Genomic DNA, 671 nt, shown 5'->3' with positions numbered 1-671 from the left:
GAGTGGATGAAGCGGGACTTGAAAGGGACGGCAGATAACCTGTCTAGCCTTGTGGAGTTAGGAGTAGGAACTTACACTGCTCTGACTGATCCAGGTGCGGCTATGCGTGGCCAGGATCCCAATGCCAGCTATGCGGATAAGGCAGCTTATCGTGCTCAAGAGACAGGAAAAGCCCTCTGGGATAAAGTTACCCATATGGATGCCTATGATGCAGGAGGCTTGACCTTTGAGATTGCGAGTCTTTTTGTCGGCCCAGCAGCTGTAGGTAAGATGGCTAAGGGCACGAAACTCGGAGCTAAGGCAGCTGAGATGATTCAGTTAGCCAAGAACAGTACCAAAGCAAGAGTTCTCGCAAATGTCGAAAAATGGGGATCAAAGGTTGACAATATCCTAGCGAAGAGCAATAATGTCATTGGGAAATTTGGCGAGAAACTATTAGATACTCGAATCCCAGTCGGCATTCGTAAAGAGGCAGTTGCCTTTGTGGGTGGTATGGGAACCATGCCTGCCTTCAGCGTTGAGAGTAAGACACTACGTGATGTGATGCGCTTCTCAAGCAAACATGCGGATGATGCAGTGAGAGTGGCAGAGAAGCCCTTTGATAAAGAGCGGATTCTTGAAAATCTTAGGCAAAGTCGACTTGCACGGGAAAGTTCGAAGTTTGGGGAGTA

Annotated in this window: 1 pseudogene; it reads left to right on the top strand. The window is 48.6% G+C overall.

The window, feature by feature from the left end:
* A pseudogene (locus B7705_RS09885) lies at positions 1-671 on the top strand (HNH endonuclease); the annotation flags it as partial.

It is taken from the genome of Streptococcus oralis subsp. dentisani (genome assembly GCF_002096685.1).
Classification (GTDB): Bacteria; Bacillota; Bacilli; order Lactobacillales; family Streptococcaceae; genus Streptococcus; species Streptococcus oralis_AD.
The sequence above is the reverse complement of the archived record's forward strand: the minus strand, read 5'-3'. Positions and strand labels throughout refer to the sequence as shown.